This is a genomic window from Caballeronia sp. LZ034LL (assembly GCF_031451215.1).
In the GTDB taxonomy this organism is placed as follows: domain Bacteria; phylum Pseudomonadota; class Gammaproteobacteria; order Burkholderiales; family Burkholderiaceae; genus Caballeronia.
This window is the reverse complement of sequence record NZ_JARUXR010000004.1, coordinates 1,183,932-1,198,953: the sequence shown is the minus strand read 5'-3', so window position 1 is coordinate 1,198,953 and position 15,022 is coordinate 1,183,932. Positions and strand designations below refer to the sequence as shown.

The 15,022-nt window shown below is 65.3% G+C and carries 14 protein-coding genes and 1 riboswitch; of the genes, 10 read left to right on the top strand and 4 right to left on the bottom strand.

What is annotated here, in order from left to right:
• Positions 1 to 25 precede the first annotated feature (25 nt).
• A riboswitch (Fluoride riboswitch) is annotated at positions 26 to 87 on the top strand.
• Positions 88 to 144: 57 nt separating this feature from the next.
• Positions 145 to 537 carry a fluoride efflux transporter CrcB gene (crcB, locus tag QCE83_RS32945; protein ID WP_309820830.1) on the top strand — a complete coding sequence of 131 codons (393 nt, stop codon included), beginning with the start codon at positions 145 to 147 and terminating at the stop codon, positions 535 to 537.
• Between the two features lie 7 nt (positions 538 to 544).
• On the opposite strand, the gene QCE83_RS32940 is transcribed toward crcB, so the two are convergent.
• Positions 545 to 988, bottom strand: coding sequence for a helix-turn-helix domain-containing protein (locus QCE83_RS32940; protein WP_309820828.1), 444 nt, complete (start codon positions 986 to 988; stop codon positions 545 to 547).
• 105 nt (positions 989 to 1,093) lie between these two features.
• Between QCE83_RS32940 and QCE83_RS32935 the strand changes: the two genes are divergently transcribed.
• Positions 1,094 to 1,978 (top strand): NAD(P)H-binding protein, encoded by an 885-nt coding sequence (locus QCE83_RS32935; RefSeq protein ID WP_309820826.1) that lies wholly within the window; start codon positions 1,094 to 1,096, stop codon positions 1,976 to 1,978.
• Positions 1,979 to 1,992: 14 nt separating this feature from the next.
• On the opposite strand, the gene QCE83_RS32930 is transcribed toward QCE83_RS32935, so the two are convergent.
• A complete protein-coding gene (locus QCE83_RS32930) occupies positions 1,993 to 2,625 on the bottom strand; it encodes a PAS domain-containing protein (RefSeq protein WP_309820824.1) in 633 nt (210 codons plus the stop codon).
• 188 nt (positions 2,626 to 2,813) lie between these two features.
• Here QCE83_RS32930 and QCE83_RS32925 point away from each other — a divergent pair, with 188 nt between their 5' ends.
• Both QCE83_RS32925 and QCE83_RS32920 read left to right on the top strand, forming a co-directional pair.
• On the top strand, positions 2,814 to 3,782 hold the full coding sequence (locus QCE83_RS32925; RefSeq protein WP_309820823.1) for a threo-3-hydroxy-L-aspartate ammonia-lyase: 969 nt from the start codon (positions 2,814 to 2,816) through the stop codon (positions 3,780 to 3,782).
• Complete coding sequence (locus tag QCE83_RS32920; RefSeq protein ID WP_404986060.1) at positions 3,782 to 4,273, top strand: YbaK/prolyl-tRNA synthetase associated domain-containing protein; 492 nt, start codon at positions 3,782 to 3,784, stop codon at positions 4,271 to 4,273. The genes QCE83_RS32925 and QCE83_RS32920 overlap by 1 nt, the downstream gene beginning before the upstream one ends.
• 1 nt (position 4,274) lies before the next feature.
• Here the strand turns inward: QCE83_RS32920 and QCE83_RS32915 are convergent, their stop codons facing one another.
• Positions 4,275 to 5,519 (bottom strand): MFS transporter, encoded by a 1,245-nt coding sequence (locus tag QCE83_RS32915; RefSeq protein WP_309820821.1) that lies wholly within the window; start codon positions 5,517 to 5,519, stop codon positions 4,275 to 4,277.
• Positions 5,520 to 5,657: 138 nt separating this feature from the next.
• Between QCE83_RS32915 and QCE83_RS32910 the strand changes: the two genes are divergently transcribed.
• From QCE83_RS32910 to QCE83_RS32895, 4 genes are all read left to right on the top strand, one after another.
• Positions 5,658 to 6,530, top strand: a complete 873-nt coding sequence (locus tag QCE83_RS32910) for a LysR family transcriptional regulator (RefSeq protein WP_309820818.1) — start codon at positions 5,658 to 5,660, stop codon at positions 6,528 to 6,530.
• A gap of 105 nt (positions 6,531 to 6,635) precedes the next feature.
• The gene (locus QCE83_RS32905) at positions 6,636 to 7,010 is read left to right on the top strand and encodes an H-NS histone family protein (protein WP_309820816.1); all 375 of its coding nucleotides are present in this window, start codon (positions 6,636 to 6,638) and stop codon (positions 7,008 to 7,010) included.
• Positions 7,011 to 7,197: 187 nt separating this feature from the next.
• Positions 7,198 to 8,421, top strand: coding sequence for a PepSY-associated TM helix domain-containing protein (locus QCE83_RS32900; protein ID WP_309820814.1), 1,224 nt, complete (start codon positions 7,198 to 7,200; stop codon positions 8,419 to 8,421).
• Between the two features lie 280 nt (positions 8,422 to 8,701).
• Entirely contained in the window at positions 8,702 to 10,924 is a 2,223-nt protein-coding gene (locus QCE83_RS32895) for a TonB-dependent receptor (protein ID WP_404986057.1), read from the top strand.
• A gap of 94 nt (positions 10,925 to 11,018) precedes the next feature.
• On the opposite strand, the gene QCE83_RS32890 is transcribed toward QCE83_RS32895, so the two are convergent.
• Positions 11,019 to 12,170 carry a citrate synthase family protein gene (locus tag QCE83_RS32890; protein ID WP_309820812.1) on the bottom strand — a complete coding sequence of 384 codons (1,152 nt, stop codon included), beginning with the start codon at positions 12,168 to 12,170 and terminating at the stop codon, positions 11,019 to 11,021.
• Positions 12,171 to 12,304: 134 nt separating this feature from the next.
• Between QCE83_RS32890 and QCE83_RS32885 the strand changes: the two genes are divergently transcribed.
• Together QCE83_RS32885 and QCE83_RS32880 are read left to right on the top strand one after the other, a co-directional pair.
• A complete protein-coding gene (locus QCE83_RS32885) occupies positions 12,305 to 13,660 on the top strand; it encodes an MFS transporter (RefSeq protein WP_309820809.1) in 1,356 nt (451 codons plus the stop codon).
• A gap of 41 nt (positions 13,661 to 13,701) precedes the next feature.
• Positions 13,702 to 14,667 (top strand): 2-hydroxyacid dehydrogenase, encoded by a 966-nt coding sequence (locus QCE83_RS32880; RefSeq protein ID WP_309820808.1) that lies wholly within the window; start codon positions 13,702 to 13,704, stop codon positions 14,665 to 14,667.
• Positions 14,668 to 15,022 lie beyond the last annotated feature (355 nt).

The following is a 15,022-nucleotide window of genomic DNA, read 5'->3' as shown; positions in this document are numbered from 1 at the left end:
CGTTGATGGAAGAGATGCTAAAGTCTCGCTCGATGGGGATGGGGTACCCCCGATAACCGCCGTCCGGCTGATGACTCCTGTTGAATTGCGTTGCGCGACCTCGTTGCCTGCAAGGGTGCGCGCACGTCCGACAGGAGTTTCCTCGTGCAATCGTTTCTTTCCCTCGTTCTGGTCTTTGTCGGCGGCGGCCTCGGCTCGATGGCGCGTCACCTGGCCGGGCGAGCGTCCCTCGCGCTCTTCGGTCCGTCATTTCCGTATGGAACGCTCGGCATCAACGTCCTCGGCTCGTTCGCCATGGGCGTGGTGGCCGGCTGGTTCGCGCTGCGCGGCCACGCCGACCAGAGCGTGCGCCTGTTCCTGACCACGGGCATCATCGGCGGCTTCACCACGTATTCCACTTTCTCGCTCGAAACCGCGCTGCTCTGGGAGCGCGGCGATGTGCTGTCCGTCATGTTCTATGTCGGCGGCACGCTGCTGCTCGGTTTCGTCGGGATATTCGGCGGGCTGGCGCTGGTTCGCGCTGCTTTGGGCGCGTGAAGCGCCGCTACGCGGACTGCCTCGCCGCATCGAAGACTTCGCGCGCCGCCTTGACCGCCGCATGATTCTCGTCGGCCCAGCGCAGCAGCACATGCAGCGCGGCGTACATCGAGCGGCCCAGATCGGTCAGGCTGTATTCGACGCCGGGCGGCTTGGTCGGAAACACTTCACGGTGGACATAGCCGTCGCGCTGAAGCTCGTGCAGTGTCTGCGTCAGCATGCGCTGCGAGATGTCCGGCACGAGCCGCCGCAGCTCGCCGAACCGATACGGCTGTTCGGCCAGCGCCATCATAAGCAGCGACGTCCATCGCCCGTCGATCACGTCGATCACATCTCTCACCGGACAATTCGATACATCGCCGAACTTCGTCCGCGCGGCATCCAACATGGTCTTGACTGCGCTGGGGGCGGCGTTGTTGATGGCCCTGGAGGTGACTTTGGTGGTTCCCATTCGGTGCCTATCTCCTGAAAAACTGCCCTCTTTACGGAAGACGATCGACGCCCGATCATCGAGGCGCTCTCAAATTGAGAGTATCACCCGAAATGAGGCAGGACTATGAGCGATACGATTTTCGTGACCGGTGCAGCCGGTCAACTGGGACGGCTGGTCATCAAGCATCTGCTGGTGCGCGGCGTCGGGCCGGGGCGCATCATCGCGGGCAGCCGCAGCCCCGACAAGCTCGCGGATCTCGCCGCGCAGGGCATCGACGTGCGCCGCGCCGATTTCGACGATCCAGCCGGCCTGACCGACGCCTTCAAAGGCGCGGGCACCGTGCTCATCATCTCGACCGATGCGCTCGACGGCGGCGATACGCGCCTCACGCAGCATCGCAATGCCGTGGCGGCGGCGGTCGCGGCGGGTGTCGGACGGCTTGCCTATACCTCCCTTCCCAATCCGGACAGTTCGCTGTTGAGCTTCGCGCCGGATCACCTCGGCACCGAACGCGCAATCAAGCAGACCGGCCTGCCGTACGCGATTTTCCGCAACGGCTGGTATCAGGAAAACCTGCACATGGCATTGCCCGGCGCGTTTGCGAGCGGCACATGGCATTCGGCTGCTCGCGGTGGCAGGACGTCCTATGTGGCGCGGGAGGATATCGCCGAGGCCATCGCGGCCGCGCTCGCCACGCCGGACGCCGGGCGCCACACGTACACGCTGACGGGCGCGGAAGCGCTGAATCGCGAAGAGATTGCCGAACTCGCGCGGCGGGCGACGGGCAAGCCGCTGGCGATCGTGGACGTATCGGACGAACAGCTTGCAGCGGGCCTGAAAGCGGCCGGTCTGCCGGATGTATTCGTCGATGTCCTCGTGTCAGCCGATGTGGAAACCCGGGCGGGCAATCTTTCCATCGTGACCGATCATCTCGAATCGCTGATCGGCCGCGCGCCGCGACGTCTGGCGCACCATCTCGAAGAAGCCGGCGCCGGATACGCGGGCTGACGCGCGCAGTGGCTTTACTTGGCGTCGTTATAAACGGTCGCGCGCGACACGCCGAGATGTTGCGCGACCGTTTCCATCGAGCGCCGCAAATCCAGGAATCCCTCCTGTTTCAGCGCCTGCATCAGCGCGCGGCGCTGGTCGGCGCGCAGGGCTTGCGGCGTGGTCGCCTGACTCACGGCGAAGCGGTCGATTCTCTCGCGCAGCGAATCCGCGCTCGACGGATCCAGCGATTCCCGCACGCCGTCCGTACCCAACGACGAGAACTGATCGAGCATGTTCGTCAGGCTGCGGAACAGCGTGACATCGACATTCAGGCAGAGCGCCGCGATATAGCGGCCATCCGAATCCTTGATCCCGATCGACGTGCTCTTGGCCTGCCGGCCATCCGCGAAACGGTTGGCGTAGTTCGCGAGAATCTGCGGATAGGCGTCGTCGGCGATGCGAGCCAGACCGAGTTCGGTTGCCGGATCGCCGACCTTGCGGCCCGACAGATTGTTGTGAATGGCGAGCACCGCGTGTTTCGGCGAGCGCAGGTCATGCACGACGACCTCGGTGAACGGCGCCAGGGTTTCGCCCAGACCCGCGGCGATCTGCTTGACCTGTTCGAGAATGGTCCGCTGTTCGACGGTGAGTTTGGCTTGGGTCATGGTGTCTGAACGGATCGGTCGGGTCGCTTCAACAAATACAAAGCATGCCATCTCGAGCCGTCGCGCGCATTGATTTTTTGTACAAAAATAGACATAATGTTGAAAATGCGCGACGCGTCGAGAGCACGGAATCATGACGTGCCATGCGTAGCGTGACCCTGGCCAACCTTTTTCATGGCATGTCCGACATGACGACTCCAAGCCTCCCCACCTACGCCGATGTCGAGGCCGCCGCCTCGCGCATTGCGGGTGTCGCGCATCGCACGCCGGTTCTGACTTCCCGCACGCTCAATGCGCTGACCGGCGCCGAGTTCTTCTTCAAGTGCGAAAACTTCCAGCGCATGGGCGCGTTCAAGTTTCGCGGGGCGTTCAATGCGTTGTCGAAGTTTTCGGCCGAGCAGCGCAAGGCCGGCGTAGTGGCGTTCTCATCCGGCAATCACGCACAGGGCATCGCGCTGTCCGCGCAGCTGCTGAACACTCCGGCCACCATCGTCATGCCGCACGATGCACCCGCCGCGAAGGTCGCCGCCACCAAAGGCTATGGCGCGCAGGTCGTCGTCTACGACCGCTACAAGGAAGACCGCGAAGCGATCGGCCGCCGGCTCGCGGAGCAGAACGGTCTCACGCTCATTCCGCCTTACGATCACCCGGACATCCTGTCGGGACAAGGCACGGCGGCCCGGGAACTGTTCGAGGAAACCGGCGGGCTGGATCACCTGTTCGTGCCGCTGGGCGGCGGTGGGCTGCTGTCCGGCACGGCGCTGGCCACGCGCGCGCTGGCGCCGCAATGCGTGCTGCATGGCGTCGAGCCCGAAGCGGGCAACGACGGCCAGCGCTCCTTCCGCACGGGCGAAATCGTGCACATCGATACCCCCGTGACCATTGCCGACGGCGCACAGACTCAGCATCTCGGGCACATCACCTTCGGGATCATCAAGCGCGATGTGAACGACATTCTCACCGCATCCGATGCCGATCTGGTCGAAGCCATGAAGTTCTTCGCCACGCGGATGAAGATGCTGGTGGAGCCCACCGGCTGTCTCGGCCTGGCCGCTGCGCTGAACATGCGTGAGCAGCTGGCGGGCAAGCGTGTGGGCGTGATCATCAGCGGCGGCAACATCGACCTGGAACGTTTCTGCTCGCTGGCGACGGCGTGATGGTCACGTCCACCATGAACACGCCGTTCGATCAGCTGATCGACGCGCTGGAGCGGGAAGGCGCGCGCTATCGCGTGCTCGAGCATCCGGAGGAAGGGCGTTGCGATCTCGTGGCGGCGTTGCGCGGCACGGAACCCGGACAGGGCGCCAAGGCGATGCTCTGCAAGAGCAAGGACGCGGACGGCCAGATGATCCTGGCCATTCTTCCCGGCGACAGGAAACTGGACTTCAAGAAGGTGGCCAAGGCAGCGGGCATCAGGAAGGCCACGCTCGCCATGCCGGAAGAAGCGCAGCGCGAGACCGGCTGCGTGATCGGCGCGATTCCGCCGTTTTCGTTCTCGCCCGCAGTGAAGTTGATCGTGGATCCGGAGCTGATCGAACGCTTCGACGAAATCGCGTTCAATGCGGGCCGGCTCGATCGCTCGATGCTGCTGGCGTCGGACGATTATCTGCGCATCGCCCGGCCGCTCGTCAGTCCGTTGTGCGCATGATTCACGCTTCGGCGGGTTGTCGAATGACGCGCAGCGCCACGCACAGGCACAGCACGAGCAGCACGGCGACGTAGGCCGTCACGGCGGGCCATGCGCCGTGCTGCCAGAATGCGCCGCCGATCGACCCGAGCACGCTCGACCCGAGGTAGTACGCGAGCAGATAGAGCGAGGCCGCGTGACCCTTGGCCGAGCCGGCCAGCCGTCCGACCCAGCCGCTCGCAACCGAATGCGCGATGAAGAAGCCGATCGTCACGAGCACGATGCCCGCGATCACCGCGACGAGCGATGCCGACAGCGTCAGTGCCAGGCCGGCGGCGAGCACCACGACGCCGCTGATGAGCACCGGCGCGCGGCCCAGCTTGTCGGCCAGCGCGCCCGCGCTCGACGACGACACCATGCCGAACAGATACGCGCCGAAGATGAGCCCGCACTGAGTCGAATCGAGATTGAAGGGCGGGGCGATGAGGCGGAAACCGGCGTAGTTGTAGACCGTCACGAACGCGCCCATCACGAGAAAGCCGATCATGAAGACGAACGGAAGACGCGTGTGCAGCAGTTGCGCCTGCCACAGCCGCAGGTGATGACGCAGCGTCAGGTCGGTGCGCTTGACGAAGCGTCGCGAAGGCGGCAGCAGCATCACGAAGGCGAGGGCCGCGAGCAGATCGATCACGCCGATCGTCGACATCGCCGTGCGCCACGAAAAGTATTGTTCCAGCGCGCTCATGCCGATCCGTCCGATCATCCCGCCGAACGCCGTGCCGCCCACATACAGACCCATCGAGAGGCCGAGTCCTTCGGGCGCGATTTCCTCCGCGAGATAAGCCATGGCGACGGCCGGCACGCCGCCGAGCGTGAAGCCTTCCAGCGCGCGCCAGACGAGCATCAGGTCCCAGCTCGACGCACTGGCGGCCAGCAGGTTGAACAGCGCCGCCGAGGTCATCGATGCAAACATCAGCCCGCGTCGTCCGACGCGTTCGGACAGCGCGCCGGCGCACAGGATGGAGACCGCGAGGAAGCCGGTCGATAGCGACAGCGACAGCGAACTCGCCGCCGCGCCGATGCCGAATTCACGCGAGAACGCAGGCAGCAGCGGTTGCACGCAGTACAGCAGCGAGAACGTGGAGAAACCGGCGAGAAACAGCGCGAGCGCGATGCGCCGGTAGGCGGACGAACTGGGCAGAACGCCGTTCGAGGGCGCGTCGCGCCGCGTGCCATCCACCGGGGATGTGAGGGAAGGGGAGGACATCGCCTGATTGCTTGGAGAAGAAAGTTGACTTCATTCTTGCCAATGTCGAGCCATATGTCCAATATATGAAAACATGGGCAGCGATATGTTTCAGCACTGGCCTTGAAGTTCGAGGCAGCATCGGGAATCGAAAAACACATGGAGCTTCGCCACTTGCGCTATTTCCTCGCCGTCGCCGAGACGTCGAACTTCACCAAGGCGGCCGAGTTGCTGGGCATCGGCCAGCCGCCGCTCAGCCAGCAGATCAAGGCGCTCGAACAGGAACTCGACGTGGAGCTGTTCAGGCGCAGCGCGCGGGGCGCCGAACTCACGCAGGCCGGAAGAGTCTTCGCGGACGAAGCGCGGCGCGTGCTCGACGACGCCCAACGCGCGGCGCGGGCGGCGCAGCGAGCCGCGCGTGGCGAGACCGGGCATCTGCGGGTCGGTTTCACCGGCACCGCCGCGTTCAATGAACACGTCTCGGGTCTGATCCGCCGATTTCGCGAACGCTATCCCGAAGCTGAACTGGCGCTGCACGAGGCGGCCTCGGGCGTGCTGCTGGACCTGCTCGAAGCGGGTCAGCTGGACGTCGCGATCATCCGGCCGGTGCGGCGTGTCGCCGATGCGCTGCTGCAAAGCGACTGGCGCGAGGAACCGATGCTGGTGGCGCTGCCGGTCGCGCACCGGCTGGCGTCGAAGACGCGCATCGCGCTGGCCGATCTCGCCGACGAACCCTTCGTGCAGGTGCCGCGCGTGGCGGGCGGCACGCTGTTCGACGACATCGTCGCCGCGTGCGCCGCCGCCGGCTTCCAGCCGCAACTGGCGCAGCCCGCGCCGCAGATGGCGTCGGCCGTGACGCTGGTGGCGGCGGGGCTAGGCATTTCCATCGTGCCGAAATCGATCACGCAGGTGCGCGTGCGGGGCGTGGTGTATCGGCCGCTGCTGGCGCGTGGCTTGCGCGCGCGGCTGGCCATTGCGTCCCGGCGCGACGATCCGTCATCCGTCGTGCGCAATTTTCTCGAACTCGCCTGAGGAACGCCGGAGGGGTGTTCGAAGTCCATTCGCGAATGTCGTAGAATTTCGAACGCCGAACACAACACAACAGTCGCCGGATCGCGGCGAATCTTCAAGAAGACCATGGCATATCAAAGCGTTGAAATCGCCAAATTGAGGGCGCAGCAAGAAGCCCTGGACAAACAACTGGCCGAAGCGAAAGAAAAGGAAACCCAGCATGTGTTGCGCGAAATCGTGCAGAAAATGCGCGAATACGGCATCTCGCTGGCCGAGCTGATGGGCCGCAAGACGGTTTCCGAGCCGTCCGGGCAAACCGCGCAGACCCCGGCGTCCGAGTCCGCGGTCAAATATCGCGATCCGGTCAGCGGCGCCACCTGGAGCGGCCGTGGCCGCGCCCCGACGTGGATCGCGGGCAAGAATCGCGACGAATTCCTGGCGGACCGGCACGCCGCCGCCCGCGCGATGGTTCAGGCAGCGCTGTTCCCGGAAGGTCATTGAGACATCGGGCGGCGCAAGGCCTGTTTCACGCACTGAGCGCCGCGTACATCCCGAAATTTCTTCAGTACCTTACGAAAGCCTTGTGAATCAGGCTTGCCGTCGATAAACTTGCGAACAATTCCTATTTACGTCGCAAGATTTCGATGAAACCCGTCGCGTACGACCGTTGTTCCGAGGACCCGCAGGCATGAGGCCGGTCATGGTTCGCCTGCATCGCTGGCTTGGCGTCGCCACCGCGCTGTTCCTGTTCGTCTCGGGCCTCACGGGCGCCATCATCGCGTGGGATCACGAGATCGACGCGTGGCTCAATCCCGCGTTCTTCCACGCCCGCACGGACGGCCCGGCGCTGCCGCCGCTCGAACTCGCGCGCCGTATCGAAGCCGCCGATCCGCGTGTGGAAGTGACCTACATGCCGCTCGGCGTCGAGCCGGGCCACACCGCGCAGATGATGGTCATGCCGCGCACGAATCCGGCCACCAACGCGCCGTTCGATGTCGCGTACAACCAGATCGCCGTCGATCCCGCGACCGGCCAGGTGCAAGCGCAGCGCATGTGGGGCGCCGTGTCGCTCGCGCGCATCGACCTGATGCCGTTCCTCTACAAGCTGCACTACACGCTGCATCTGCCGTTCGTCGGCGGGATCGACGTGGGCACCTGGCTGCTCGGCATCGTCGGGATCCTGTGGTTCTTCGACAGCGGCATCGCGCTGATTCTGTCGTTCCCGAGCGTGAAGGCGTGGCGCAAGTCGTTTGCGTTTCGCGTGAAGCGCGGCGGCTACGCGCTGACCTTCGACCTGCATCGCTCCGGCGGCGTCTGGATCTGGGGTCTGCTGCTGATGATGGCGCTCACGTCCATCTCGATGAACCTCTCCGAACCGGTGGTGCGCCCGGTCGTCTCGGCGTTCTCGAAGCTCTCGCCGTCCTTCCTCGACAACCCCGCGCTGGTGCGCGCCGGAGCGCCCGGCCAGCCGCTGGCCACGCGCGAGGAGATCCTCCAGAAGGCCGCGCAGGACGCGCAACGTCAGAACCTCACCCAGCCGATGGGCGCGCTCTACTACGCGCCGATGTTCAAGGCCTACGGCGTCGGCTTCTTCGCGCCGGGCCACGATCACGGCGACATGGGCCTCGGCAACGCCTGGCTCTACTACAACGCGCAGACCGGCGCGCTGGCCGGTTCGACCATTCCCGGACGCGGCTCGGCCGGCGACATTTTCATGCAGGCGCAGTTTCCGCTGCACTCGGGGCGCATCGTGGGCGTCGGCGGGCGCATTCTCGTGAGCGCGGTGGGCATCGCGGTGGCGGTGCTGAGCATCACCGGCCTGATGATCTGGGTCCGCAAGCGCGCGGCACGCCGGCAATCGGCGGCGGCGTCCAGCGAACGGGCAGCGCGCGGCCGCTCCGTCGCTTCGTAAGTCTTTTTTGAGGCGCTGGCGACACTCTTCAAGCCAGCGCCCATCCCTCGAATAATGCTCGACACGGTAGTTCCTGCCGGGTGGGATGTTGCGTCGATGCAAATCGCGCAATCAATAAATGATAACGACTCGCATTTACCCTATAATCCGGCGCACAACGCCAGTCTCATCCGGCGCGCACCGTGCGCGCCCGGTCTTGCGACGCAGAACAATGCCGCCCGGATTCCAGACGACGCCCCGGGACGGAAGACCGACCATCACCGACGCCCTTTCCTGATTCATGTCCGCATTCCGTTCTTACACCTCGCAGGCGACGCCTGCGCTGGCGCAGCGCGCCGCGATCGTCGCCGCGGTGGCGATGGTTTTCTCCCTGTCGGCTCACGCGCAATCGGCTGATACGAGTAATACCGGCAATACCGGAAGCACCGGCACGGCCGCTGCCGCGCCGCAGGACAACGCGCTGCCGGCCGTCAAGGTGCAGGCGAGCAAGGAACAACTGCCCGGCGATCTCTCGCCGACCTTCGCCGGCGGCCAGGTCGCACGCGGCGCCGATTACGGCGTGCTCGGCAAGCAGAAGAACCTCGACATGCCGTTCAGCATGACGACCTACACCTCGAAGCTGATTGAGGACCAGCAGGCGCGCACGATCGGCGACGTGCTGGCGAACGATCCGTCGGTGCGGACGGCGTTCGGCTTCGGCAACTTCGCCGAAACCTACGTGATCCGCGGCTTCGAACTCCAGGGCGACGACATCTCGCTGAACGGCCTGTACGGCATCACGCCGCGTCAGCTCGTGGCCACCGATGCTCTCGAACGCGTCGATCTGTTCAAGGGCGCCAATGCGTTCCTGAACGGCGCGTCGCCGAACGGTTCGGCGGTGGGCGGCGGCATCAACCTGCAACTGAAGCGTGCCGACGACAAGCCGCTCACGCGCGTGACGGTGGACGGCGAAGCGTCCGGCATGATCGGCGCGCACGTGGACGTGGGCCGTCGATTCGGCAGCGAAGGCCAGTTCGGCATTCGCGTGAATCAGGCGAATCACGATGGCGAAACCGCGATCGACGGCGAGCACAAGCGCGACAACACCACGGCCGTCTCGCTCGACTGGCGCGGCGACAAGCTGCGTCTGTACGCCGACTTCCTGTATCAGCGGCAGCGGATCAACGGCGGCCGTTCGACGGTCTATGATTACGCAAACTACATCCCGGCGCCGCCCGCCGCGACCTACAACTACGGCCAGTCGTGGGGCTATAGCTCGATCGAGGACACGGTCGGCATCCTGCGCGCCGAGTACGACTTCCTGCCCGGCTGGACCGCCTATGTCGCCGGCGGCATGCGCCATACGGACGAGCATGGCGAATACGCGTCGCCGAGCATCAACACGACCGGCATCACCCAGTCGCGCCTCGGCGTGCCGCACAAGGAAGACGGCAGCTCGGCCGAAGCCGGCGTGCGCGGCCGCTTCAACACCGGTCCTGTGTCGCACTTCGTGACGGCGGGCGCGTCGATCGTGCGGGTGGATTCGATGTCCGCCTACACCTACAGCAGCTCGTTCCCGTCGAGCATCTACGACACGCCGCGCGTGCCGTATCCGGCGACCGTCGGTTCGGCCGGCGATCTCGGCGACCCGCAGACCGTCTCGCTGAGCCTGCTGCGCAGCGTGTCGGTGTCGGATACGCTCGGCTTCCTGAACGACCGCGTGCTGTTCACGGTCGGCGTGCGTCATCAGGACCTGCACGCGAACAACTTCGACTACACCGGCAAGCAGACCGAAGCCTATAACGATTCGGTCACGACGCCGCTGTTCGGCCTTGTCGTGAAGCCGTGGCAGAACGTCTCCTTGTTCGCGAACCGCAGCGAGGCGCTGACGATCGGCGATTCGGCGCCGTCCACGGCGGCCAACACTGGCCAACTGCTGCCGCCGGAGAAGTCGAAGCAATGGGAAGTCGGCGCGAAGTACGACAACGGCCAGTACGGCGCGACGGTCGCCGCATTCCAGATCGAGAAGCCGCTGACCTACACGAACGCGGCCAACTTCTTCGTCGCGGACGGCACGCAGCGCCATCGCGGCATCGAGGCGTCGGTGTTCGGCGAGCCGGTGAAGGGCGTGCGCCTGATCGCGGGCGGCACGTACATCCACGCGACGCAGATCGACACCGGCAGCGGGACGACGGACGGCAACAAGCCGATCGGCGTGCCGACCTTCATGTTCAACGTGAACGCGGAATACGACGTGCCGATGCTGCAAGGCCTCACGCTGACGGCGCGCTGGATCTACACGGGTTCGCAGTATCTGAACACGACCAACACGCTGTCGATTCCGCACTGGAACCGCTTCGACCTGGGCGCGCGCTATGCGACCGTGGTGTTCGGCAAGCCGACGACCTTCCGCGCCAGCGTCCTCAACGTGGCGAACAAGTCGTACTGGGCCTCGACGATCGGCGGATATCTGACGCAGGGCGCGCCGCGCACCTTGCTGCTCTCGATGACGACGGACTTCTGAACGTAGCCTGAACTGAAAGCCTGAAAGCACACCTCGAAAGCCGGATGCCGCTCCGGCGATCGGGGTGTTTTTCATTGGCGCGGGGCTTTCCGCTTCAATCGACGACGGCCGGCCCGATGTAATGCGCGCGCGGCCGCAACAGCGTGCCTTCCTCGATCTGTTCGATGGCATGCGCCATCCAGCCCACGCTGCGCGCAATGGAGAACAGCGCGAACGCCGCGCCTTCCGGCAACGCGCAATGCTCGACGAGCGCGGCGAGCGCGATATCGATGGCGGGCGGCTTGCCCGTCAGCCGCCCGACGCATTCGATCAACTCGCGCGCGGCGTGAGGCGCGTCAAAGGCGGAGAGGAGATTGGCGGCGCGCGGGTCGCCTTGCGGATAGAGTTCGTGTCCGAAGCCCGGCAGCGGCTCGCCTCGCGCGATGCGTTCCTGCACGGCGGCTTCGGTTCCGGCACGCCGTGCTTCGTCCATGAAGGCGCGCACGCGCACGATGGCGTTGCCGTGCATCGGTCCGGAGAATGCCGCCAGTCCCGCGATCATGCTCGCGCCCAATGATGCCCCGGTCGATGCCGCGACACGCGCCGCAAACGACGAACTCGTCAGCTCCTGGTCGGCGAGCAGCACGAGCACGCGGCGCAACAGATCGGCGTGACGCGGTACGCTCCATGCATCGGCGATGCGCTCGTGCAGCGGTCCTTCATCCGAACGCGATGTGAAGAACTGACTCGCGAGCAGTCCCACGAGCCGCGAGGCTTCGCCGAAGCGGTGAGCATGGTCGCGCGAGGGACGGGCGGCGTCGTGCGCCAGCGCGGCATAGACCCGCGCTTCGGCGGCCCCGGCGAACGCGACCGGCTCGAACGAAGGAAAGTGCGGCAGCCCGGGCGTGTCCCACAGCAGCTGCGCGGCGTCCTCGAAACTCGCCGATGCCGCCAGCTGCACCGCATCCCTGCCGCGGTAATAGAGCGTGCCGCGCGCGATGGTGGAGATGCGCGTATCGATGATCGGCTCGCCCCAGGCCATCGTGCTGGCCGCGATCTTCTTGCGGCCGCGTCCGAGGCTGCGCTTCTTCAGCAACCCGGCGATATCCGTCGCGCGATAGAGATTGCGGTTCGCCTGCTGCGGGTCGTCGCGCACCTCGATCTGGCCGCGGCTGACATAGGCGTACAGCGTCTGCTTGCGCACGCCGAGGGCTTCGCAGGCTTCTTCCTGCGTGATCCAGTTCTTCACGTTGATCGAATCAATCAAGATTGACGCTCATCTACCACGCCGGTTTAATCCAGCAAACACACCACCCCGAAAGAAGACCCGGCAGTTCGAGCAAGGGCATCGGGCGGCGCGTTCAAGCGACCGCTTCAGGGACATGGAAACAGGAGATGACAGTGGCAACAGATCGGACGACCCAGTATATAGCGGGCACCACGGCCCGCACGACGCGCACGCGTTACTCGATTCTCGCGATGATTTTGCTGCTGGCGACCGTCGCCTACGCAGACCGCGCGATCCTCTCGATTGCAGGCCCCGGCATCTCGAAGGAGTTCGGCCTGAATCACGTGCAGCTGGGCTACGTGCTGTCCGCATTCAGCTGGGCCTATGTCGTCGGGCAGATTCCCGGCGGCCTGCTGCTCGACCGCTTCGGCACCAAGACCATGTACGGCGCCACGCTGATCCTGTGGTCCATCGCTACGATGCTGGTCGGGTTCATCGGCAACTTCACGTCGGATCTCTCGATCGCGCTGAGCCTGCTGTTCGCGCTGCGTTTCGCGCTCGGGCTGATCGAGGCGCCCAGCTTTCCCGCCAACGGCCGCGTCGCGGTCATGTGGTTTCCCAAGGAGGAACGCGGGCTGGCGACGTCGCTGTTCGCATCGGCTTCGTATTTCGCGGTGGCGATCTTCTCGCCGTTCGCCGGCTGGCTCACGTCGCAGTTCGGCTGGCCCGCGCCGTTCATCGCGCTCGGCGTGATCGGGATCGCGGCGGCGGGCGCATGGGCCGTCGTCATGCATGAGCCGCGCTATCATCCGCGCGTGTCCAGCGGCGAACTCGAGCACATCATCGCGGGCGGCGCGATGATCGATATCGATTCGAAGCAGTCGCTCAAGGCGCGTCCGCCGCTCTCGCGCGGCGTCATGCGCATGCTGCTCGGCAATCGCATGCTGTGGTGCGCCTATGTCGGGCAGTATTGCACCATCGCGCTGAGCTATTTCTTCATCACCTGGTTTCCCATCTACCTCGTGCAGGCGCGCGGCATGAACGTCATGCAGGCCGGCTTCGCGACGATGGTTCCGGCCATTGCGGGCTTCGTCGGCGGCATTGCGGGCGGCACCAACTCGGACTGGATGATCCGGCGCGGCTGGATCGTCTCGTCGGCGCGCAAGACGCCGTATATCGTCGGCATGGGGCTGGGATGCAGTCTCGTGTTGTCCGCGGTCGTCGAAAGCAATGCCGTGATCGTCCTGCTGATGACGCTGGCCTTCTTCGGCAAGGGCGCGGCGGCGGGCGCGGGCACCTGGGCCGTGGTCAGCGACACCGCGCCGCGCGAAGCCGTGGGCCTCGCCGGTGCGATCTTCAACTGCATCGGCAACATCGGCGGCATCGTGACGCCCATCGTCTTCGGCTACATCGTGCAGGCGACGGGCGGCTATACGGCCGGACTATACTTCGTCGCCGCACATTGCCTCGTTGCCGCGGTGGTCTACCTGTTCTTCATGGGCAAGATCGAGCGCGTGAAAATGGCCTGAATCGCCTTGGCAGGCAGCGCCTTCAACATTCATTCCGAACCATGACCCGACCTATCATTCTCAATGCGGCCGACCTGCCCGAGTGGACTCACGAGGAGTTGAGAACGCACTTCACGGTGCTCGATCTGCCCGACGATCCCGCCGCCGCACGCGCGTTCCTGCAAGAGCAGGGCAGCAAGATTCGCGGCATTGCGCTGCGCAAGACGAAGATCGATGCCGCCTTCCTCGATGCGCTTCCTGCGCTGGAAATCATCTCGAGTTACAGCGCGGGACTGGACAACGTGGACATCGGCGCGGTGCGCGCGCGTGGGGTGAGCATCGAGAACACCTCGCATATCCTGGCTGAAGACGTGGCGAATGCGGCGGTGGGCCTGGCGCTGGCGCTCACGCGCGACTTCGTCAACGCCGATGCCTTCGTGCGCTCGGGCCAATGGCTCACGCAGGCCCAGTACCGGCTGGGGCGCTCGATCTCGCGGATGAAGATCGGCATTGTCGGATTGGGGACCATCGGCTCGGCGATCGCCAAGCGCCTGCATGCCTTCGGTTCGACCGTCGCGTATTTCGGGCCGAGCCGCAAGAATGTCGAGCTGCCCTGGTACGACGACGTGACCCGCCTCGCACACGACAGCGACATGCTGATCCTCACGTGCCCGCTTTCGCCCGCGACGCATCATCTCGTGAATGCGGACGTGATCCGCGCGCTCGGGCCCGATGGCTTCCTCGTGAATATCGCCCGCGGTCCGGTGGTGGATGAACGCGCGCTGATCGCGGCGCTGGCGGTGGATGGACTGGCGGGCGCCGCGCTCGATGTCTTCGAGCATGAACCCGAGGTCCCCGAGGCGCTGCTGCGCGATCGCAGGCTGGTGCTGACGCCGCATATCGGCTCGGGCACGCACGAAACGCGTCACGCGATGGCGGAACACGTCGTGGATGCGCTCGCCAGGCATTTCGACATCGACGGTCCGCGCACCCGCGCGATGGGCGCGCCTTCGCTTCAATACACGTAACGCGGCTCCGTGTCCGTCCGCAAATGCCGTGCGCTTTCGAAAGAAGGCGTGCGGCATTGGCCCTAACATGCGGGTTGCCTGACATCGCCCGCGCCGTATCGACGCTGCTCGCCGGCTTCGTCACGCCAGACGCCCTGACGAACCCTGACCTGGTGGAAACCATGGACACGAGCGATCGACGATCTCCAGAATCGATTCCCGTGCCCCGAGACTGCGGCGATGCTCAGCTGTCGCGCGAACGAAATCTTCAGTGCCTTGCTGCCGATGACGATCGCTCACACGGTCATGAACACCCCTCATCGTCCGAAGTCGGGCCAGTCTCTGCCGGTGCTGAGACAGGACAGGCTGGCCGGCA